This window comes from Scytonema sp. NUACC21, from assembly GCF_054684315.1.
This window is the reverse complement of record NZ_BAAFZH010000078.1, coordinates 25,263-45,922: the sequence shown is the minus strand read 5'-3', so window position 1 is coordinate 45,922 and position 20,660 is coordinate 25,263. Positions and strand designations below refer to the sequence as shown.

Genomic DNA, 20,660 nt, shown 5'->3' with positions numbered 1-20,660 from the left:
TCAAAGCCCAAAAAGCTTATTGTTTCGTAGGTAGGGCTAAAGCCCACCAGCCCTCCCACAAAGAAGGTGCAAGATGTCAGCTATCAGATTTTACTGAACTCAGCCTGCTGAATTGAAGCACGGAAGAACTCCAAGTAATGGTCTGTTTCAAACCACCAGCCCGCACTCATATAAGAGGGAATTGTAAATCCTCCAAATGTGTGTTCTTCCTGATATTCTCCTCCAAAGGGAATGTAAGCAAAAGTACTATCTTCTATTTTATTTCCCCAACGTAGTAAGGAAAGTCTTTGTAGTTTACCATCAGAATCTACTGTCAGTATTAGCACGATTGGCTCTTTGTTAATCTTGAAACCAGCTTGGATAGTTTTTTCATCAATTGCTTTCCAACTTACGCCACGTTGAGGTAATAAAACAGAAGATAACAGGACAAGTTCTCCATTTTTAAGCTTAAATTTGGCAACCAACTTTTCAGTTTTAAAAAAAGAAGTTAAAAATGGATTTTCTTGCTTTATAAGTTAGTAAAAACTCAAAATTTTTGTAGTTATAAAATTAACAATTTATTATAAGTTTTTTAAAATTTAGTTAAGATCTCTTTTTTGAGTTTTAAAATAATAAATTAATAAATGAATAGAGAGAAAATAATATGTCACTCAAACTTTTACCTGATTTTGAAGAATTGCTTGAAGGGCTGGGTTTTTCTGGTATTGCAACTATAGCTCTTCTCTCTGTCGTCCTTCCAGGTGTTTCAGGGGTTGCTAAGCCAATTGCGAAGGCAACCATTAAAGGTGGTATGATTCTGTATGAAAAAAATAAAGGAGCTATCGCTAAAGTTGGCAAAACTTGGAGAAATCTCATTGATGAGGCAAAAGCAGAACTAGCTGAGGAACAGGGAAGAATAGTTCGCTCTGCTGTACGTTCTTCAAAATAATATCATGTTCGACTCATTACTTACGAAACACAAATACTACCCCACCCTGAAGTTCACTCAACGCCTGGAACCCCCCCGCAGTTACTATCTCAAGCGCCGAGACGCGATCGCGCAAAGCACACGCTCCGCGTTGCCATAAGCTATGCCCGCAAGGTCTGTACGCGAACAACGCTCTTGACCCCCCTGTGGGTATCTCCTTACCCAGACGCTCCGAATGTGCGCCAGTTGCCAGGGCGCGGGAAACCCGCCTGCAGCACTGGTCTCACCGCAACGCATTGTTCACCGCACGCGACTTCTCTGGGTTTGACAGCACTCTCCCCTGACCAAGGGGATGGTTAGGGAGGCTGACATCTTGCACCTTCTCAATCAAGGGGTGGTGGGCTTTAGCCCTACCTACTTAATAATAAGCTTTTCAGCTCGACGAGTCACCGACGCTGGAAGTCTTCTTAAGCTAACTTTTTTACCCGTAATCGCTTCGGCTTCTTGAAAAGCTTGTTGAAGTTTGGCATTATCTAGAAAATGTAAAGATAAATTGTTGAATAAATAACATAAATCAATGGCAAGAAAACAATTTACAGGGATCAAAACAGAAGTTTATGAGCATCCATTTGACCGGAAAGCGCTGGTGTCGTTAGAAAAAACCCCAGTACTACCCCTGTTGCTTAAAAAAGTCAATGAGTATGGTATTGACAAGTTACTGTGGATGCAAATTATTGGCAGTGATTTCAAAATCACTACGCGTAATTTTCCCCACGTCAATGATGCTTTCGTTGAAGCTTGTACAATTTTGGATATTGCTCCACTCCCAGAGTTGTATTTATTTCGTGGAACGGGATACATTCAAGCATATGCAGTTGGAGTGGAAAAGCCAGTAGTCGGTATCAATCTCGAAGGGATGGAATGGCTTTCTTTTGAGGAGTTACTCTTTCTGTTTGGTCACCAAGTCGCTCTGATAAAAGGAAAATATTTAGCATATCAGCAATTGGCTTACTTTATGCCCGTTGTGAAAAACTTGATTACCAGTACAACACTTGGTATGGGCGGACTGGCGGCAAATGGTTTAGAAATTGCTTTATACAATTGGATAGTTATGTCAAAATTTACTGCCGATCGCGCTGGTTTATTAGCTTGTCAGAATGTGAATGTTGCTATTACTGCTTTGATGAAATTAGGAGGTTTACCAGATGAATATTTAAATGAAGATACCATCAACGATTTTGTCACACAAGCTCGTTCTTTTACGATAAACAATCTTAATGGTTTAGGTCAATTGACTAAGACGTTTAGCTTTATGGAATATCGATTTCCTTGGACAGTGATGAGAGCGTCCGAACTTTTGAAATGGGTTGATTCAGGTGACTATGAAAATTTGATTCAGGCAAAAGAGTTAAATACGCAGCAAGTTGAGACTCAGGAAGACAATGAGGATTGGGATTTTCTAGCTGGTTGGAGCAAGCCCTAAGTAAATACCTGACTTATTACACGACTTAGCACGTAATTTGTTAGAGGATTACCGCGCCAAAATGAAATTTATTGGAGAAAAATAGCGATTGACAGTCATTTTTAGATTCATAAAAAACTATTATACAAATCGCAGGTGTAGACGCTCCATGTCGCGTCCATACAAAATTTATATGCATCTTGATTGAAGTGAAATGTTATTATTTGTATCCACATAGAATGAGAAATTTTAATAATCTTAAAATAAGTAAGTCGGTGTGAATAAACAGAAATACGTTACAAAATGTAAATATAGCTGAAACCCTTACGAATGACCAATGACAAATGACTAAGGACGACCCTTAACAGTTACGTTTTTTCTTACCGACTTACTTACCAGCATTGCTATTTTGACATTTTCCTAAAAGGTTAGCCCACTAAGTACGGAAGACTCTTCCTACGTAGGTATTGTTTGCGTAAACAAACAGCCAAAATTTGCCTATGAGGTACGATTTGGTATCAGTTTTCAATGCGATAACGTATTAACTGCTTAATCGCTGTTACTGGTAATCCCAACGCTTGAGCGCTCGCGGCATCAACTTCAGCAAATTCAGTCACGGGGAACTCAAATTCCATCTGCTTTAATACGGAATTTGCAGTATAAACTTTGACTTCAGTTAGCTTTTCTTTCCGTTGAATTACTGCTTCAATAGACATGACAGCTACTGAAGCAGAAAACTGAATTTGATGTTTCGAGTTGGCGTGAATTTGGGCAGTTGTGTCGTAGGTGTAGCTTAAGACTTGATGTGTTAGCAAACTCGTACTAACCCAAAAAAACAGTCCAACTAAAGGTATTGGCAGCCAAAACTCTAGTCCTAAGTTAATTAGAAATTGCAGCCAACGAGGTCTATCCATAATACAGAAAAAGATTGATTATGAATTTATCATTTATCATAAGAAAAAAAGAAGAAAATATAGCGACAAAATGAATGAGAATCTTGCTTGTAGAGGATGATATTACTCAGTTACAACCACTACAGGGTGCCCTCTCGAAAGTAGGACATCTTGTAGATGGTGCTGAAGATGGTGAAATAGCCCAATGGTTAATGCAAGAGAGAAACTACGACCTGTTAATTTTAGATTGGATGTTGCCCAAAGTCAGTGGTGTGAGTCTGTGTCAACAGTATCGTCAAGCAGGAAAAACTTCTCCTGTACTGATTCTCACTGCTAAGGACGCAATTTTGGATAAAGTGTCTGCTTTGGATGTGGGTGCAGATGACTATTTGGTTAAACCCTTTAGTTTGCTTGAATTACTGGCACGAGTGCGAGCATTGGGACGCAGAGCACCACTATGGCAAGGTGAGACTCTTGAGTTAGCCGATCTGCAACTTCATCTCAGTACTCTAACCCTCAAGCGTCAGGAATTTACAGTCCAGTTATCGGTTCGGGAGTTTCAATTGCTGGAATATTTTCTACGACATCCCCGACAAGTACTCACTCACGATCAAATTGAACAGGCACTTTGGGAATGGAATACGAAGCCAGATAGTAAAGCAATAGCGATGTTAGTGCATCGACTGCGGCAGCGCTTGCAGGTGGTAACAGCGGAAGATTGGTTACAAACCGTGTATGGTATGGGATATCGATTAGTTGCCCCAGAATAATGCGATCGCTCACTCCTCATATGTTCAACCGCAGTCGGCGTAACCTAGCTCGCTGGTTTACGCTCTCAATGGGTAGTATTCTGGCGATTTTTGCAGCAATACTTTATTTTTTAGAAGCCAAAGAGCAATTGCGAGCGTTTGACCAAGAACTTTACAATACAGCTCAGTTCATGGTGGCAGGTGTTGAAGATGGACTTTACCAAGAACAGCAACGCATTAGTCTCGAAGATGTCCCCATCTTAGGTGGTGAAGCTTTACCCTTTGAAAATAGAATTATCTATGCTCGTTGGTATACTCCCAAAAAGCAATTACTGGAGTTCTTTGGTATCACTCCATTAGAGCAGTTAAATAATAAACTAGGTTTTCAAACAATAGAGTTAGTTGATGCCGCACAGGAGCCATCCCAAAGGGGCGATCGCGTCTCTAACAGTATTCGTCATAATAAATTGCTGCGTCAATTAACAGTTCCTGTTTTTCAAGATAAACAATTAATTGGCTATCTGGAAATAGCAGCTTCTCTATCACCTGTTGAAAATACTTTAGAGTCTCTGAGATGGTTTTTAATAGTAGGTGTACCCATTACTTTAAGCTTAATTGGTTTGACGGGTTGGTCTCTTGGTGGGATGGCTATGCAGCCAATTCGCCAATCCTATGAGCAATTACAGCGCTTCACTGCCGATGCCTCCCATGAGTTAAGGACACCACTTCAGGCAATTCGGAATCATGCTCAGTTTGGTTTGCTCGAACCAATTGACCCCAATCAACAGCAAAGTTCTCTAGAAAATATTGACCAGATTGCTGAATCAATGGGAATGTTAATTAGTGATTTATTATTCTTAGCTCGAAATGAAGGACAGTTAAAGCCAGAGGCACTTAACCCTGTTAATTTAGTTAGCTGGCTTGAACCATTAGTAGGAGAATACATCCACTCAACAAAGGCAAAAAACTTACAATTCATAAGCGAATTTCCTGAAAAATTGGTAATTTTGAGAATAAATGCAGATTTAATGCGGCAAGCAGTAAAAAATCTTCTCAGTAATGCCTGCCGCTACACACCGTCTGGAGGTAGAGTTTGCTTGCGAGTTTTTCTTGTGTCTCGTTGGGTGGTAATTGAAGTCCAAGATAGTGGTATTGGGATTCCAGAGGCAGATTTACCCTATATCTTTGAGCGGTTTTATCGAGTAGATAGTGTACGCTCGCGCCATTCAGGGGGTTTCGGGTTAGGATTAGCGATCGCACAACAAATTGTCCGGATACATGGGGGACACATTGTAGCAATCAGTCGTTTGGGAGAAGGTTCTACATTTCAAATCAAACTACCTTTTCAAACCCCTCATGCTTAAACCCTCACCATAATGACCAAAGAATACCGGGAAAGCAAAGATTTAATTGGTAGCTAAGGAATTCTTGAGTTTGGCATCGTGTTGTTACTTTCTTGTTACTTTTATCCGGCAATCTAGAAATAAGCGTGAGTGACACATCAAATTGGAGGTCATGACAAATGAATTACAATCCTACGCCCAGCATCATCCTTACTGCTTTGTTTGCGTTGCTCATTCCTTTTGAGGTGAGAGCTCAAAAAGCACCAAACCAAATAGACAATTCGCCAAACGCTCGTGTTACTACTATCTCCGGTCGCGTGACTAAGCTTTTAAATGACGAGTTTATTATCAATGATGGTAAGGGACAAATCATCATTGAGGCAGAACCTCAGTTAGGACAACCCATTAACCTCTCTGTAGGAGAACAAGTTACCGTCGTTGGCAACTATGATGATAATGAGTTCAAAGCTCTGAGTATTACTCGTGCCAACGGTGAAACTGTTCAAATTCATGACGATTAAATCTTCTATACTCCAGCGTTGTTCCCATAAACGCTAAGGAATTTTCAAGAAATAAATTATCCATCTTGTGGAACGGGCGAGGACGCCCGTTCTGTACAACTGACTTTTTAGAAGCCCGTACCATAAGAGAAAGTTGGATATTTTTTTATTTGGAAGTCCCTCAATACCACATCTTGTTTTTTAGGGGTCATTGCGATCGGATATCCCGCCATCCGACTACGATGACCCTAAAATAAATAGAATTAGACAAATTTTTTACAGTATAATTACTTATAAAATGTTAAAAAAATTACTACAATTAAGATTGGGTTAAAATTAAAGTGAAAATTTTGTGGTATTTAAAGAACAATAATTAATAAGGTAGATTTATGAAATAGTCTAATTCAAAAAACAGAGATGATTTTCTCTATCCTCACGGTCGTTACTACGGTGAAGTTCAGCCGGAAAATTGAGTGTTCAATGCAAATCTTCAAGAATTTGCAAAAAAACTAAGCGTTATCGCTAGTTTAGAGACTTCTGGAAAACTTCCTCCTAAAGAAGCTTTCAACTAAATTAACGTACTTTGGGAACAATTAAAAAATAGTGAAAAGATGCTTGGCATTGGTAATAATCCCTTAGACGACCAAAATAACGCAATTTAACTTAAAGACCCTCAAAATCATCTGTAATGACTTGAAATTCTTTCGGGGGTAACGACACCACAATATCTTCCGCGTCAACCTGAATTACCCATCTTAGGTTAGATTTATCCCCAGAGAGTACTTCTTTACCACGGATAACACCAATTTTCCCAGCTACATAAGCAGGACGTAAAATTAAAACTTTGTTTCCTACTTTGGGGTCTATAATAGCACCTCCTTTTAAAATTTGAGTATATTTTTATACTAATAATTACCGATGTATTATATAACCTTATCTTAATAAAAATTGGAGGGAATTTTTCAGTTTTTATGTTGCGGACTTTTGGCAATCCTGCACTCCGAATCGGTATTACTCCCGCCAACAGCATCTGTATTCCGGCAGAACCTCATTAAGAATTGACTGGTTGATTTTAATCTATTTTTAACCTAAACTTAATTAAAATTACTAAAAACCGATCTATTTACCGTACTAATTTGAGCGTATCCAACGGAAAATATGCCATGTGTGAAACAGCTTGACTATCTTTGCTCAGTTTTTCTTTGGTGTTACCCAAGCCTGTGTGTGAATGGTTTTTTAGCCTCACGCCAAGATGCCAAGCTTTTTTGCGTCTGGGCACCAGTGCTTTGACATTTTCAACCTATCAATCAGCAAAGCCTTTTCTTTAGTACTAATGTGGACTCAAGGATACGTGCTTTAGTTCTCTTGGAGATGCAGCCAATGAATGAGATGTTTTTTAGTCCTAGTGATTGGCAGAGTATCAGTTTTCGGCTAGTTGTAGCTCTATTAGTTGGTGGTGCAATTGGCATGAACCGTCAACGGACTGGTAGACCTGCTGGGTTAAGAACTTTTATGGTAGTTAGTTTGAGTGCTGCTCTTTTTGTGATGATTCCCTTGCAAGTAGCGTCTGACGGGAGTTTGACTGATAATGTTTTGGCTCGTTCTACGGCTCTCAATGCTATGGCTCGTATTGCTCAGGGAATAGCAACAGGCGTCGGATTTTTAGGAGCTGGAATAATTTTGCGACAACAAAGGCAGGACTTCGGTACGGAAGAAATTAAGGGGCTAACTACCGCAGCAAGTATTTGGCTTGCGGGAGGATTGGGAGCTGCATCTGGTTGTGGTTTATGGCAAATGAGTCTGATAGGCACCCTCTTAGCGCTAATGGTTTTGAGTGTAGTCAAGAAACTCAAAAAGTCGAATTTAATCCGTCAAAGCCCTAAGTCAGAGGAAACAGCAAAGTCAGAGACAACAATAGACGATATTAAGTATTAGTACTTGAGCACATAAAGGCACTACTTGGTGCAATGGAATAGGAGTAAATACTCTCAGCAAAAAACAAGGACATTTCTCGAATAAATAAGACATTTTCTAGATAATGAGATGTAGTTTACAAACGCGGAAATGTCGAAGTATGTACCACCAAGAGTGGCTGCCCAACGATTGGGAGTGTGCTCCAAAACCCTTGAACGCACAGAAAAGGAAGGCAAAATCAAAGCATATCGTACCCAAGGAGTTTCATTGAAACAACATTATTCCCCAATCTATAAAATAGATTATAGGAACGAACGCTTGTTCGCCCTCCTTCTAGCCTACAGCAACTCTTTCGGAGTACGTGCTCTTAGCGTCTTTGCGGTTCATTTTCTCTATATTGATATACAACGGAATCCAATATGACAGGTTGAAGTGTCAATTGTCTCTGCATGACGGGCTGCTGGACGGTAACGAAAGCAATAGTTCGCCGCACAAAGATACGATCCGCCTTTTAAGACTTTTCTGGGAATTCGGATTTCTGAAAAGTCCGGATCGAAACTTTCCTCCAAAGTGCCACCTTTAGGATTTACTGGAATACAGCAGGATTTTGGTTTGGATAACTGAGGTCGCGAGCTGTACCAATCCACTGTCCACTCCCAAACATTACCTGCCATATCATACAAGCCATAATTATTTGCAGGGTAAGAACCAACTGGTTCAGGTCGGGGCGGGTGGGATTTTAAGTTTTGCCACGGAAACTCTCCTAGCCAGATATTAGCTAATAATTTGCTGTTTGAAAACTCGTTACCCCAAACATAAACAGCATCTTCTAAACCACCACGCGCTGCAAACTCCCATTGTGCTTCAGTTGGTAATGCCTTACCAGTCCATGCTGCATATGCCTCAGCATCCTCATAAGCAATATGCACAACTGGATAGTTTTCCCGTCCTTTAATTGAGCTACCCGGTCCTTCTGGATGTCTCCAGTTTGCGCCGGGAACATAACTCCACCAGCTACAGGAGCGTAAATCAACTGGATGAAGTGGCTGCTGAAACACTAGAGAGCCGGGAACTAGTAATTCTGGTAAAGCTCCTGGATAATCCTGAGGATTGGGTGGACGTTCGGCAACAGTAACGTATCCAGTTGCCTTGACAAATCGTTGAAACTGTTTGTTAGTCACAGTGTATTTATCCATCCAGAATCCGGTAACGGTAACACGCTGTGTAGGTGCTTCTTCAGGGTAATGACGATCTGACCCCATTGAAAATGTACCACCTGGAATCCAAACCATATCTTTGTCTGGCGGTTTTCCTGGCGGGCTGGGATTGGGTTTGGCGATCGCTGTCTGGCTGTGTCGGTGTTGTTTCATTAACTGCTTGCAACGTCATTAAGATTCGTAAGGCAACATTTGAAGTTCCCAATTTTCAAATTGGTTGCGTAAAGATGTCAATATCTTTGGATAACTATCTTTGAGATCTGTTGTTTCTCCCGGATCGTTTGACAAATTGAACAAATACTCTTGACCTTCCACACTCACATACTTCCAATTGCCGCTTCGCACAGCTTTTTGCCTTGCTGATGGTGCTGCTCTGTAGCGCCAAAACAGGGTTCGAGGGAACACGTTTCGTCTACCGCGTAGCAGTGGAAGTAAATTCTGACCATCTAGTGGATAGTCTGGATCGGATTTTGTTCTAGTGGCGGCGAGAATTGTTGCAGTTAAATCATAGGTCACGATCGCCTGAGCGCTCACTTGATTGGCTTGAGTTACGCCGGGATAGCGAATGATAGTAGGCACTCGTATGCCACCTTCGTATAAACTGCCTTTTCTTCCTCGGAATGGTCCAAAGTAAGAGTACCGTTCTCCACCATTATCACTTGCAAAAATGACTAAAGTATTGTCTGCTTGCCCGCTTTCTTCTAATGTCTGCAATACTTTGCCTATTCCCTCATCTAGGCTCTTCACCATTGCAGCATAAATTTCTGGCGACCCTCCTGCTGTATAACTATTAGTATTGTAAAAATCACGACTTAATTCTTCATCATCTGGTCCTTCCCACGGCCAATGAGGTGCATTGTAATGAAGGCTGAGATAAAATGGGCGCGATCGCTGACGTTGAATAAATTCAACCGCTCTTTGTGTATATAAGTCTGTAGCATATCCAGGACGGTCTGCGAGTAGTTCGCCTTCATAAAAATCCACTACACCGCTTCCGTCTTTATGGCTGAAATAGTCAATCCCACCGCTTAAATTTCCGAAATATTCATCAAAACCACTTTTGAGAGGACCATAGTTAGGTGGATAACCACAGTGCCATTTACCAACTAAAGCAGTTTCATAACCATTTGCTTTCAGTAATGAGGCAACGGTTGGATGGCTGGGTGGTAATCCAACACTACTACCAGCTTGTGAAATATTACTAAGAGGTTCCCGCAAGCCAATAGGTAGTCTAGCAGGGTACCGCCCCGTGTAGAAAGCAACTCGTGTGGGAGTACAAACGGTTTGATTCGCATAGGCATTAGTAAAACGTACTCCTTCTCGTGCCAGTCGATCTAGATTTGGGGTTTCATAATCTGACCGCCCGTAAATACTTAAATCGCCCCACCCCATATCATCAACTAAAATGAACAGTACATTCGGACGACGAGATTGGGCTGTCGCTGTTGAAAATAGATTTGCACCCCCTGTTACTAAAAGAGTACTTGCAGCTGTCATACCTAGAAATTTACGGCGATTCATGCTGCCACTCGTCTGCTGTGTCATTAATTAATCTCCTTTATCAAACTACACAAATTGAATGAGGTTTAATACAGCATTTTTTAGGTAAATGAGGTACATCGTAAGAGCAAGACCTTGCGCTCTTACTAGAAATCTAAAGTTAATTTTTCTATTAACTACTATAAATCGATTGAATTACCGGATTAAATATTACAGATAGGAGTATCACATGGGCAGTAAGACAAAGTCAAGCACTTAGAACTATTTGCCAATGTGAGTGATAAGTATTGAGCAATTCTTCACATCACGATTCTCTGATTGCGGCTGGGGCAAAGTTAGTCTTTAAAGATATGTACCAATTGCCGAGTTTATTGAGATTATGGGAGTAAAGAATTGATTAAAGCCAACTTCCTACCAAAATTATTGCCGCCCAGTAACCGGGATGGTTGCAATCGCCTGGGTGTTCCTGAAGCCAGGTTTTTTGATTTGTTTGCAGCGCTATTGCTGCATATGCTTTATCGCGGGAATCTGGTAGGCGCTTTAAGACACCGCTTGCTGTAGTTTGTTGGTTGCGGATACATCTTTATCGGTGCAATGGTAGAGTATGAATAGGTTGAGAAGCGATCTTATCTCGGCACAGTTTGGGTTTAGCTTATTTTCGCCACATAATACAGCGAGCGCTCTGCGCTGTTTTCCCAGGCTATTGTATACTTGAGCGATTTCTGTAAGCATTCTTCCTTGCTAAAGAAACAGCTGTAATACCGGATCGTAACAATGTTAAGCAATATTTCTCCAACAGTGTCGTGGAAAGTTTCCCCATAATAAATAGTTGTGCTGTTGGTTTACCTGTTAACTAAATAATAACTTTGGGGAATCCTAGTGAAATCAAAGCCCTCTTCCTAAACCTATGAGTTCTCTAGCACAACAATTCCCAAAAATTTCTGGCTATACCTTGGTTGAGCAGCTGTATCTAGGTTGTAGGACGGTTGTCTATCGAGGAGTGCAAAGGTCGCAGCAATGTTCGGTGGTGATTAAGACACTGCGGCACGATTATCCTAGCTTCATTAGTCCTTAGTCATTAGTCCTTGGTCATTAGTCCTTGGTCATTAGTCATTAGTCATTAGTCATTAGTATTTTACAAATAACAAATGACAAACAACAAATAACAAATGATAAATGACAAACAACAAACAACAAACAACAAACAACAAATGACAAATGACAAACAACAAACAACAAATGACAAATGACAAATGACAAACAACAAATGACAAATGACAAATGACAAATGACAAACAACAAAATTGATTGAGTGGAGTATTTCCAGAATGTTAAGTGATGTGATAAACAAATTGGGTGATTGGAACCCGCAATTTCTTCGGGAACTCAAAGGACGCTTAAAAGTGTTTCCTGCTGTTTTAGCAGTTGCTACATCCTTACTTGTTCAGTTGGTTGTTTTTTTGTATCAATTACGGGAACTTCCAGGAGATAAATATTTAGTCTACGATAAATACTGCAAACTAGGTTTAACTTACGAAGAGCTAAGAATCAAATTTGAAAAAGAACTAACAGAGCAATATCAACAGCTTCAAGAATTATTCCGACGCTACAGTAGTGTTAGTGAGTACGATGCCGTTAAACTTAAGGAAGTTAAATCGCAAATCTCGCAGGTACAGTATAAACAAAACAACATCCACGAAAGGATAAGCAATCAATTATGTCCTATCGACCAAATTGATATGCAAATGTGGTGGCAAGACCATTGGCAATATATTTTCTTTACAATGAGTGTGATTTTTATCTTCACACTATTAGTCGCAGGAACCTATTTGCTTATCAATAATTTAGCAACAGAAGAACGACATGGCACTCTAAATTTTATTCGCCTCAGTCCCTTACAGGAAAAAAGTTTTTTCATTGGCAAAATGTTAGGTGTGCCGATTTTAATCTATCTGGTTGTTTTGGCAGCAGTGCCCTTTCACTGGTTAGCTGGATTTGCCAGTCGTATTGCCACAAGTCATATCTTGGGCTTCTGGGCTGTCCTGATTGCTTGCTGCATTTTCTTCTACAGCGCTGCACTACTTTTTGGTTTATGCTGTCGCTGGTCTAGTGGATTTCAACCTTGGTTGGGTAGTGGCGCAGTTCTACTATTCTTGTTAATTACAGTAGGTCTGGCTGGATCGTCAGGTAGCTATCTGGTTGAAACTGCTTGGTTGAGAATGTTCAGCCCTTTTGACATAACAGATTATCTCTTTCCCAATAACTTGAGTGAATATAATGGTCAACCGCTGAAGAGATTACAATTTTTCAATTGGCAAGTTGGTAAGAGCGCTTTTGCTGTCGTTACCTTGCACTTATTTAATTACGGCTTGTGGACTTACTGGTTGTGGCAGGCATTAGCTCGTTGTTTTCGCAATCCAAATAACACCATTCTTAGCAAATCTCAAAGTTATTTCGTGATAGGTTGCTGGCAAATCTTTAACTTAGGTTTCTACATCAGAGGTACTGAAACTTTCGGTTCCTATTCGATAAATTTTATTCAAAGCTATGTAGCCTGGATATATCCCTTAACTTTGTTGGTATTTTTGGGTTTGATAGCGATTGTCTCACCTCACCGTCAAACTGTACAAGATTGGGCAAGATATCGACATCAAAATGTCTCTAGCAGCAGTAGTTTTAGAAAAAGCTCTCTGTGGGAAGATTTGATTCGAGGTGAAAAAAGCCCAGCTTTGGTTGCTATTGCCATCAATCTTATCATCACTGCAACCCCTTTCATAGTTTGGATTCTACTTTGGGATTGCGATCAAATTAACCTTTCTGAAAGGATAAAGGGAATTTTGGCTGTAGGGTTGTTCGCAAGTTTGATAATGATTTACGCCACCATTGCCCAACTGTTGCTATTAATGAAAACTTCCAAACGGAGTTTATGGGCTATTGGAACGATCGCTGCTGCAGCTTTCTTACCACCCATGATTTTAGGAATAGTCAACATTTCTACCAGTCAGACCCATATTTTCTGGTTGCTGACAAGTTTTTCTTGGGTAGGCATAGCAGAGGCATCAATTAGCACAATTTCTACAGTTCTCCTAGTTCAGTTCAGCATACTGGTATTGCTAATGTTCAAGTTGAACCGTGAAGTTAAATTAGCAGGAGAGTCTGCCACCCAGGCATTGCTAGCAGGACGTTAGGAATAATCGGCATATCGGTGGGCAATGCCCACCCCCACTCAGAAGATGGAAACCCTTTTATGATGCACAATGTAATAAACCAAATAGGTGATTGGAACCCGCAATTATTTCGAGAACTCAAAGGACGTCTGAAAGTTTTTAATGTTGCGATCGCAGTTGTTATATCTTTGTTATGTCAAGTTATTCTATTCCTCTATCAATTACGGGAACTACCAGGTAGATACTATTCAGCAGAAGGACAATACTGTCTTGTTCGTGCAGAATACATAGAAAAACGGCAACCTCTGAATCGGCAATTAGACAGCCTTTACAGATTAATGGATAATTATCGAAGTGCTAACCCACCTCAAAAAAGCAAAATTGGGGAATTGCAATCGCAAATCAACCAGTTGCAGGACAAAATAAGTGATTTATCGAGCCAGTACTGCCCGACAAATCAAATCGATATGCAAATGTGGTGGCGTGAGCATTGGGAATATATATTCTCTACACTCACTGTCGTTTTTATCTTTACGGTGTTAGTAGCAGGCACCTATTTGCTAATTAGTAACTTAGCAACAGAAGAACGACGCGGCACCCTAAATTTTATTCGCCTCAGCCCTCAATTAGAAACAAGTATTTTGACTGGCAAAATTTTAGGTGTTCCCATCCTCATCTATCTAGCTGTTCTAGCAGCAGTGCCTTTACATTTATTTGCAGGACGTGGCGCAAATATTGCCACCAGCCATATTTTGAGTTTTTGGGCTGTCATGGCTGCTTGCTGTACTTTATTCTTCAGCGCTGCACTCCTCTTTAGTTTATTTTGCCGTTGGTTTAGTGGGTTTCAACCTTGGTTAGCGAGTGGGGCAGTGCTCTTCTTTTTGCTCTTGACAATGCAGACAATATGGTCTGGCCCATATGTAAAAAGCTCAGTTATTTGGTTTCAGTTTTTCAGCCCCTTTGACATGACGGGATATCTTTTTCCAAATTTGTTCCTCTATCGATATCGGTGGGAAGAGCTTGAAAAAGTGCAGTTTTTTTATATCCCGGTAGGAGAAAGCTTTTTTGGTTTGATGAGTTTGCATTTATTAAATTACGGATTGTGGATTTACTGGTTGCGACAAGGGTGGACGCGTTGTTTCCGTAACCCAAATGCAACTCTCTTTAGCAAGGGTCAAAGTTATCTGATAGTCGCTTTCACTCAAGCCCTTCTTTGGGGATTTACTCTACAACATACGCAAAATTATTTCCCCATCAACTATCAAATTGCCTGGAATTTTGGATGGTTTCTCTTCTTTAACTTGGTGCTGTTTTTTGGGTTACTTGCAATTCTCTCACCTCACCGTCAAACTGTACAAGATTGGGCAAGGTATCGACACCAAAATATTGACAGCGAGCAAAGTGTTAAGAAAAACTTCCTACTAGCTGATTTGCTGTTTGGTGAAAAAAGCCCGGTATTGGTGGCAATGCTGATTAACCTTGCGATCTTCACTGCCCCTTTTGTCATTTGGATATTACTGGCACCTGCTTTAAACTTTAACCACACTCATAATCTAGATTGGTTGATTAATGACGTGGGTAGGTTAAGTGCCATTTTGGGGGTGGCTATGTTTATCACGTTGATGATGATTTATAGCACTGTAGTACAAAGGGTGCTATTGATGAAAACAAAACAACGTTTTATCTGGGCAATTGTTATAGTAGCTGCACTCTTTTTCTTACCTCTAATAGCATTAGGAATGCTTGATATTAGACCTGCTCAATCGCCTATTATTTGGTTATTTTCCTCTTTTCCTTGGGCTAGTTTGGAATATGCCTCAGCACCAACAGTTTTTGTAGCTTGGCTGGGAGAGTTAACAGTTTTAACCTTGTTAATTTTGCACTTGAATAAGCAGCTGAGAATTTTAGGCGAATCTGCAACAAAAGCAATGTTGGCGAAAAACTAATTGTAGTAACTACCTCAAACACTTTTAGGTTCGTAGTAGCGCTGTCTGGCCTGCGGCACGCAAGAGCGGCGAACGCATGCATCACAACTACGAACCTTTCAATCCTGATTTAACATCCGCAGGAGACGCGATAGCTTCGCTACAGCATAGCGGCAGAACGCAGTTTTTTATGATAACATTTTATTTTAATCTTGATACATTGTTATGGAACGGGTATCCTTGAGAGTCTAATGGTGGGCAGTGCCCACCCTACAAATTTGATGACTCCCTATTTCAGAGCTTTTTTCACCAATTCTGGAATTTGAGAGGGACGTTCAGCGACTGGAACTTTTGTGTGAGAAAAAGCAGAGACTTTGCTTTTTGCCGTACCAAAATCGGGGTCGCGTCCTATGACGGCGGCGAGAGTGCCAGTCTGACGCCATTGTCTTGCAGGCGGTGCTTGTGTTCCTGCAACGTAGGCAATAACTGGTTTATCAATTGCCTCAGCAATGTATCGGGCTGCTGCTTCTTCACGACCTCCACCTGGTTGCCCAACGAGGACAATCACTTTGGTCGCTTCATCCTCATCTAAAATTTCCAGCCATTGTAAAAAAGATGAACCGACGATCGCATCACTCCCAATGCTGACACTAATCGACTGTCCCAAACCAGCATGGGTGAGTTCCCTGGCAACTTCATAGGTTAAAGTTGTGCTGCGGCTGAGGATTCCTACGCAACCTGGTGTATAAAATTCACTTGGTTGAGTTCCCAAAAGTATTTTCCCCGGTACGATGATGCCGGGACTGTTTGGTCCTACCACTAATGTTTCTGTTGCCTCGGCTTTCCGCAGCAGTTGCACCATATCAAGGGGTGGCACTCCAGGAGAAATAATGATAATCTGGCGGATACCTGCTGCGATCGCTTCCAATGCTGCGTCTAAAACTTGGTATGGGTGTACGCAAATGATTGTAGTATCAATGGTTCGATATTCTTCCACCACCTCATCAACCAAGTCATAGACTGGCAACCCGTATATTTGCTGACCGCCACATCCAGGATTGACCCCTGCTACCAAATTTGTGCCATAGGCTTTCATTTGAGTCACGTGAGTGACTGTAATGTACTCATAAAAACCTTGGATGATGACTTTGCTGTCTGGCGTTACATTCATAAATTATTGGTCAAAACCTTTTATGTATAGTTGCTTTGGCAAAACGGACTGCTTCTGCCACAGCTTCATCTAGACTGGACACTACCACCACAGGCGCATCACCTGGGGTTTTGAGTGTTGCTAAGTACTTTCTAGCTGTCTCAAATTCAGAACCGGCAAGACGCACAACCAAGCGGGGAAAATGGTTATCCCGGCGATGTTTACTGCCATTAGCCCTCACTAATTGTGGCTTGAATGCGCTTGTGCTGTTTTCTACAAAATTGCCAATACTTTCCACAACTTCCTCACTTTGAGGAATACTACCTAGGAAGTTAATTAGTATTACATGAGTACTTTTGTCAACAGCCAAATTGTTCAAGGCTTTTTCCAAGCGACCCTTAAAAGTTGTTGGGGCGGTATCGGTAACAGAAGCATGGCGCACGTTGTAACAAACGCCCGGTTTGCCACCTGAATTCACCACTAAATCTAAAGTTGCCATCATTGAACCAGCGCCATTACCCAAGATTGCTATCTTACCGTGCATTTCTACCACATCCCAGTCACCCAAGTTCCTAACTGTCTCATTCTTGGTACGGCGGTTGGCAATTTTGGTGGCAATTTCAGCAATATCTGGATGTCGTCCTATTGCTCGCTCATTAACGCTAACAGTACCATTCAGAGCCATAATCTGACCGGAAGAACTGACTCCCAAGGGACTGATTTCGATCAAATCCAGGTCTTTTTCTGTAAATAACTGGTACATTTTTTCTACAACGGTGCTAACGGACTGCATTAATGACCCTTGCAAGCCCATTTTTAGCGCCAATCGTCGGGCATAAAATGGAGAAAATTCTTGATCCACAACAACGTGTTTCATCTTTTCTCCTACCACTTCCCAATCCCAATCTATGTCGGCTTCCGTACAACCTAATAGTATGGGTCTGCAGACGGCTGTGTCTAAAACAACGGCTAGATAAAATTCCTGTTCGGCATCGTACTTCGCTTCTGCCAATAACACTTCCGGTAATTCACCCAAAATCGGCAGATTAAAAATATTTTGTGCAGCCGCGATCGCATCAATCGTTGTTTCTACAAATCTCACCCCACCAGCTTTTGCTCGTTCGCCCACATGCACTTGGGATTTTAGCACAATCGGATAGCTGATTTTTAAACGTTTTAAGTCTGTTGGATGGTCGATTCGTTGGGAGGGCAATACAGGAATGCCTATTTCCGAAAACCATTCTTTTACTTGATACTCTAGTAAATCCATATGACATACACCTTATTTGCCACATTTTAAGGGTTGCTGCGGTGCTGTCTGAAACACAAGCGCTGCACCCTAATTAAGGAATCAAACCTAACCTAGCTATAAATACTTATTGACCCTTTCAATTTTATCGAATTCAGTCAATGCGATCGGGAATTACCTAGATAAAGTTTCCCTGCATCCATCGTGTAATAAATCACATGATTCCATCCCTGTAATTTAACCGGAAGTTGCTTGAAGCCTCATAAAGTCACATGGCGACCTTTTACATCGACTGAATCGTATATTATTGCACAATACTTGTGACAACGAGAAATAACCATTAAATAGATAACGATAGAAGGTGCAGCCAAACCGATCTATTGCATTGTAACAGACACATTCAACACAGTGCTAAATACATAAAAATCCTATTATTCCCATTTTTTACACAAAATTGACATAACCGATAGAATTGTAAAATTTAGCAGCAAACTTTTTAATAGGGGTTTGGGGTTTAAAGTCTAAGGGTTAGGGAATCACACAGTTGCCAATATTCTAAGTTTTTACCAACGACTCTTCATTTTCTGAAAAACTTTGTTAGTTTAGAGCAAAAGTTTGGAATACTACGTTTATGACAGTGTTGGTGAGGTTGTGTAAGATGGTTGAAAAGAATTTTTTTCTTGGGTAGAAACGGCTAGTTTGTGTTAAAAGTTGGTTCACTCCTATTTATAAATATGGTTGGTTAAGCTGTGTATCTCTATTCAAAAAATGAAAGCCGTGCATCTAGCACTATCGATAAAAAAAATATAGATGAGCAGGATGGGTCTATGAAAGTAGCAGCCCAGCAAGAAGATTTACAGTTCTTAGCTCAAATTTTACAAGAACAGTTACGTGCAGAAGTTCCATCTGGTGAATTATTTCAGGTGAAGTGCGCTGTGAAAAATGACCAGTTAATGGTATTAGCTCAACACCCAGTGGGTGTAGCAGCCAGTACAGAAACAGTATTCGCAGTCCTTGAGGAAGCACTGCAGTCACTACCAGGTCAGCAAGAACAGCACGTAGAACTTTTCCTGCGAGTCATTGGACAGAAGTTGCCTTACACCAAAAGCTCCATAGTTCTGCGAAAACCTGTAACCTTCGATGCGTTTGAAATTGAAGAACTAGGGTTAGGGGAAGAGGATGGGGGGTATGAAGAGAACGAGATGCAGCGACACGGAGACTCGCTGAATTTTTCCGAGGCACTCGCCACGTCTTATTCCTACTCTTCTGATGAAGATTCCAACTCCTTAGATGAACCGGCAGATGAGGCATACGATCCAATGGCAGATGCACCGGATCTGTCTACCTATACTTCATCCAAGCCAGCAGGCAAAGTCAAAACTGTTTTGGTGGGTGTAGCCTTAGCCGTTGTTACAGCATTAGGTTGCGCTGCTTACCTCCTGACTCGTCCTTGCTCTATGTTCGAGTGTCAAGAACTACAAACAGCAAGGCAGTTACAAGGGTCATTGCGACAACTCAAGTTGAATGCCAATTCTGAAAAAGAATTGCCGAATATGCAAAAGCAACTTGAAACAACCAGTTCATCCCTCAAAGAAGTTCCTTTTTGGTCGCCTTACCATCAAGAAGCAGAAAAACTCTCAGAAAATTTGTCCGGACAGGCAGAAAAACTCAGCCAAGTAGTTAAAGCATTTGAGGCGGGGTCAGTAGCGGTACAAAAAAGTCAAACCCCAGCTAGCAGTATACAGGAATTGGAAAACAGACAAAAGCTATGGCGGGCTGCGATCGCACCACTAGAAGTTATCAATTCCAATAGTGAAATTTACAAATTGGTACAACCCAAACTATTAATTTATCGCAGCCATTTAAAAGCTGTAAAGCACCAATTGCTTGCAGAAGAAAAATGGATGAAAAAATTGAGTGCAGCAAAAGCTGTAGCGATGGAAGCTTCCAAACGAGACGCCACTGCTAAATCCTTACCAGAATTGCAAAAAGTGCAATCTACTTGGCAAGTAGCAGTCAATGCTTTGGCAGCAATTCCGCCAACGAGTTCAGCTTATAGAGAAGCACAAAAGCTGTTAGGAGAGTACAAACCGTACTTAACTGCCGCACGCATTCACGCTACCAAAGAACTATTAGCAGCCAAAACCTATAACCAAGCTGTTAATACAGCGAACCTTGCCAAGCGATACGAACAACAAAATCAATTGCAAGCGGCTGTTTCATATTGGGATCGGGCTGTCAACGCTGCCAAGCAAGTGTCTAGCGATAGTATGTATTACAATCAAGCCCAGGCTCTGGTAGCACCTTACTCAACTGCCCTCAAGCAAGCACAGGAAAAATTGCAAGCCGTCACTCTGGTTCAAAGAACCCGTACTGATTTAAACAAAACCTGTTACAGTACAATTCGAGTTTGCAATTATACCGTAGATAAGCAAGGGATTTCTGTCCAGTTAACGCCAGAGTACCAACGAATCATGCAAACTAGTTTTGCCAATGCCAGCAATCAAAGCAGTACAAATACTGGCACGGAAGAAGCTAGTTACTGGCAAAAGTTACAGCAGGCTTTGGAAATCATCAGTGATAATGCCGGCTTACCCCTGATTATTTATGACGTTCAAGGCAATGCTATTTCCGTTCACAATCCAGTAGGTTGAGGGAAGAGTGAGGGAGGGAGTGAGGGAGGG

The 20,660-nt window shown here is 41.1% G+C and carries 17 protein-coding genes and 1 pseudogene; 11 read left to right on the top strand and 7 right to left on the bottom strand.

The genetic code is table 11. From position 1 onward, the window contains the following. Positions 1-83: 83 nt before the first annotated feature. Positions 84-464 carry a DUF6920 family protein gene (locus tag ACYRY3_RS16795; RefSeq protein ID WP_460202767.1) on the bottom strand — a complete coding sequence of 127 codons (381 nt, stop codon included), beginning with the start codon at positions 462-464 and terminating at the stop codon, positions 84-86. Between the two features lie 179 nt (positions 465-643). Between ACYRY3_RS16795 and ACYRY3_RS16790 the strand changes: the two genes are divergently transcribed. Continuing rightward, positions 644-928: a DUF5132 domain-containing protein gene (locus tag ACYRY3_RS16790; protein WP_460202766.1), complete on the top strand. Its 285-nt coding sequence runs from the start codon at positions 644-646 to the stop codon at positions 926-928. A gap of 84 nt (positions 929-1,012) precedes the next feature. On the opposite strand, the gene ACYRY3_RS16785 is transcribed toward ACYRY3_RS16790, so the two are convergent. Beyond that, entirely contained in the window at positions 1,013-1,204 is a 192-nt protein-coding gene (locus tag ACYRY3_RS16785) for a hypothetical protein (RefSeq protein WP_460202765.1), read from the bottom strand. A 280-nt stretch (positions 1,205-1,484) separates the two neighbouring features. On the opposite strand from ACYRY3_RS16785, the gene ACYRY3_RS16780 reads away from it, so the two are divergent. Further along, a complete protein-coding gene (locus tag ACYRY3_RS16780) occupies positions 1,485-2,390 on the top strand; it encodes a M48 family metallopeptidase (protein ID WP_460202764.1) in 906 nt (301 codons plus the stop codon). A 497-nt stretch (positions 2,391-2,887) separates the two neighbouring features. On the opposite strand, the gene ACYRY3_RS16775 is transcribed toward ACYRY3_RS16780, so the two are convergent. Beyond that, positions 2,888-3,283 carry a hypothetical protein gene (locus ACYRY3_RS16775; protein WP_460202763.1) on the bottom strand — a complete coding sequence of 132 codons (396 nt, stop codon included), beginning with the start codon at positions 3,281-3,283 and terminating at the stop codon, positions 2,888-2,890. 74 nt (positions 3,284-3,357) lie between these two features. Here ACYRY3_RS16775 and ACYRY3_RS16770 point away from each other — a divergent pair, with 74 nt between their 5' ends. The 5 genes and pseudogenes from ACYRY3_RS16770 to ACYRY3_RS16750 all read left to right on the top strand — a co-directional run bounded on the left by ACYRY3_RS16770 (position 3,358) and on the right by ACYRY3_RS16750 (position 7,789). Beyond that, the gene (locus ACYRY3_RS16770; protein WP_460202762.1) at positions 3,358-4,032 is read left to right on the top strand and encodes a response regulator transcription factor; all 675 of its coding nucleotides are present in this window, start codon (positions 3,358-3,360) and stop codon (positions 4,030-4,032) included. Beyond that, positions 4,032-5,375, top strand: coding sequence for a sensor histidine kinase (locus ACYRY3_RS16765; RefSeq protein WP_460202761.1), 1,344 nt, complete (start codon positions 4,032-4,034; stop codon positions 5,373-5,375). Before ACYRY3_RS16770 ends, ACYRY3_RS16765 begins: the two co-directional genes overlap by 1 nt. A gap of 158 nt (positions 5,376-5,533) precedes the next feature. Further along, positions 5,534-5,875 (top strand): hypothetical protein, encoded by a 342-nt coding sequence (locus tag ACYRY3_RS16760; RefSeq protein WP_460202760.1) that lies wholly within the window; start codon positions 5,534-5,536, stop codon positions 5,873-5,875. A 389-nt stretch (positions 5,876-6,264) separates the two neighbouring features. After that, positions 6,265-6,516, top strand: a pseudogene (locus tag ACYRY3_RS16755) (DUF7219 family protein); the annotation flags it as partial. A 718-nt stretch (positions 6,517-7,234) separates the two neighbouring features. Beyond that, positions 7,235-7,789, top strand: a complete 555-nt coding sequence (locus ACYRY3_RS16750) for an MgtC/SapB family protein (protein WP_460202759.1) — start codon at positions 7,235-7,237, stop codon at positions 7,787-7,789. Positions 7,790-8,160: 371 nt separating this feature from the next. Here the strand turns inward: ACYRY3_RS16750 and ACYRY3_RS16745 are convergent, their stop codons facing one another. Continuing rightward, on the bottom strand, positions 8,161-9,138 hold the full coding sequence (locus tag ACYRY3_RS16745) for a formylglycine-generating enzyme family protein (RefSeq protein WP_460202758.1): 978 nt from the start codon (positions 9,136-9,138) through the stop codon (positions 8,161-8,163). Positions 9,139-9,156: 18 nt separating this feature from the next. Next, a complete protein-coding gene (locus tag ACYRY3_RS16740) occupies positions 9,157-10,530 on the bottom strand; it encodes a sulfatase (RefSeq protein WP_460202757.1) in 1,374 nt (457 codons plus the stop codon). A 348-nt stretch (positions 10,531-10,878) separates the two neighbouring features. Here ACYRY3_RS16740 and ACYRY3_RS16735 point away from each other — a divergent pair, with 348 nt between their 5' ends. The 3 genes from ACYRY3_RS16735 to ACYRY3_RS16725 all read left to right on the top strand — a co-directional run bounded on the left by ACYRY3_RS16735 (position 10,879) and on the right by ACYRY3_RS16725 (position 15,598). Next, a complete protein-coding gene (locus tag ACYRY3_RS16735; RefSeq protein WP_460202756.1) occupies positions 10,879-11,046 on the top strand; it encodes a hypothetical protein in 168 nt (55 codons plus the stop codon). A 767-nt stretch (positions 11,047-11,813) separates the two neighbouring features. After that, positions 11,814-13,673: an ABC transporter permease gene (locus ACYRY3_RS16730; RefSeq protein ID WP_460202755.1), complete on the top strand. Its 1,860-nt coding sequence runs from the start codon at positions 11,814-11,816 to the stop codon at positions 13,671-13,673. A 59-nt stretch (positions 13,674-13,732) separates the two neighbouring features. Next, positions 13,733-15,598, top strand: coding sequence for an ABC transporter permease (locus ACYRY3_RS16725; protein ID WP_460202754.1), 1,866 nt, complete (start codon positions 13,733-13,735; stop codon positions 15,596-15,598). Positions 15,599-15,866: 268 nt separating this feature from the next. On the opposite strand, the gene ACYRY3_RS16720 is transcribed toward ACYRY3_RS16725, so the two are convergent. Both ACYRY3_RS16720 and ACYRY3_RS16715 read right to left on the bottom strand, forming a co-directional pair. Continuing rightward, the gene (locus tag ACYRY3_RS16720; protein ID WP_460202753.1) at positions 15,867-16,748 is read right to left on the bottom strand and encodes a succinate--CoA ligase subunit alpha; all 882 of its coding nucleotides are present in this window, start codon (positions 16,746-16,748) and stop codon (positions 15,867-15,869) included. A 10-nt stretch (positions 16,749-16,758) separates the two neighbouring features. Continuing rightward, positions 16,759-17,997 (bottom strand): ATP-grasp domain-containing protein, encoded by a 1,239-nt coding sequence (locus tag ACYRY3_RS16715; protein WP_460202752.1) that lies wholly within the window; start codon positions 17,995-17,997, stop codon positions 16,759-16,761. 806 nt (positions 17,998-18,803) lie between these two features. Between ACYRY3_RS16715 and ACYRY3_RS16710 the strand changes: the two genes are divergently transcribed. Next, positions 18,804-20,630, top strand: a complete 1,827-nt coding sequence (locus ACYRY3_RS16710) for a hypothetical protein (protein ID WP_460202751.1) — start codon at positions 18,804-18,806, stop codon at positions 20,628-20,630. The last annotated feature ends 30 nt before the right edge of the window (positions 20,631-20,660 follow it).